The sequence below is a fragment of the Pseudomonas sp. EL_65y_Pfl1_R83 genome, assembly GCF_963970695.1.
Taxonomy (GTDB): Bacteria; Pseudomonadota; Gammaproteobacteria; order Pseudomonadales; family Pseudomonadaceae; genus Aquipseudomonas; species Aquipseudomonas tritici.
This window is the reverse complement of sequence record NZ_CAXAQI010000222.1, coordinates 1-534: the sequence shown is the minus strand read 5'-3', so window position 1 is coordinate 534 and position 534 is coordinate 1. Positions and strand designations below refer to the sequence as shown.

Below are 534 nucleotides of genomic sequence, written 5' to 3'. Positions count from 1 at the left end.
CCCCCCCCCCCCCCCCCCCCCCCCCCCCCCCCCCATTTTTTTAAAATCATCCGCCCCCCACCCCCACCAACACCCTTCCCATCCCCCACCCCCTCCCCACCTCCTAAACCACCCCCACCTCCTCCCCCCCAGTTCTTCCGCAGAAGCAATCAGCTTCTTCAGCGAGCGGGCGAGGCGGTCGAGCTTCCACACCACGAGCGTGTCGCCGGCACGTAGTACCTCGCCCAGGATGCGAGCGAGTTCGGGGCGGTCGTCGCGGGCACCCGATGCCTTTTCGGTGAAGACCCGCTCGCACCCGGCGCGGCGCAATGCATCCAGTTGCAGGTCGGGGTTCTGGTCGCTGGTGCTGACCCTGGCATAACCGACCCGCATGACCCCTCGACCTTCTCCAAACCCGTCGAAGGCATAGCGTTTTGCGAAGCTGGTTTCCAGAACAGTTTTGACAAACAAGATGCCGCAGAAATGCGTGACCGCTCTAACGCGCCGGCAGGATCGTCAGAAAGGATGGTTTTCGCGAACAGGGCCTGCGCATAA

Annotated in this window: 1 protein-coding gene; it reads right to left on the bottom strand. The window is 63.9% G+C overall.

Going from position 1 to position 534, the window contains the following annotated elements; translation table 11 throughout:
- The coding region (locus AACY08_RS28530; RefSeq protein ID WP_339472446.1) for a recombinase family protein at positions 1 to 372 on the bottom strand (372 nt) is incomplete at its 3' end.
- Positions 373 to 534: the final 162 nt, after the last annotated feature.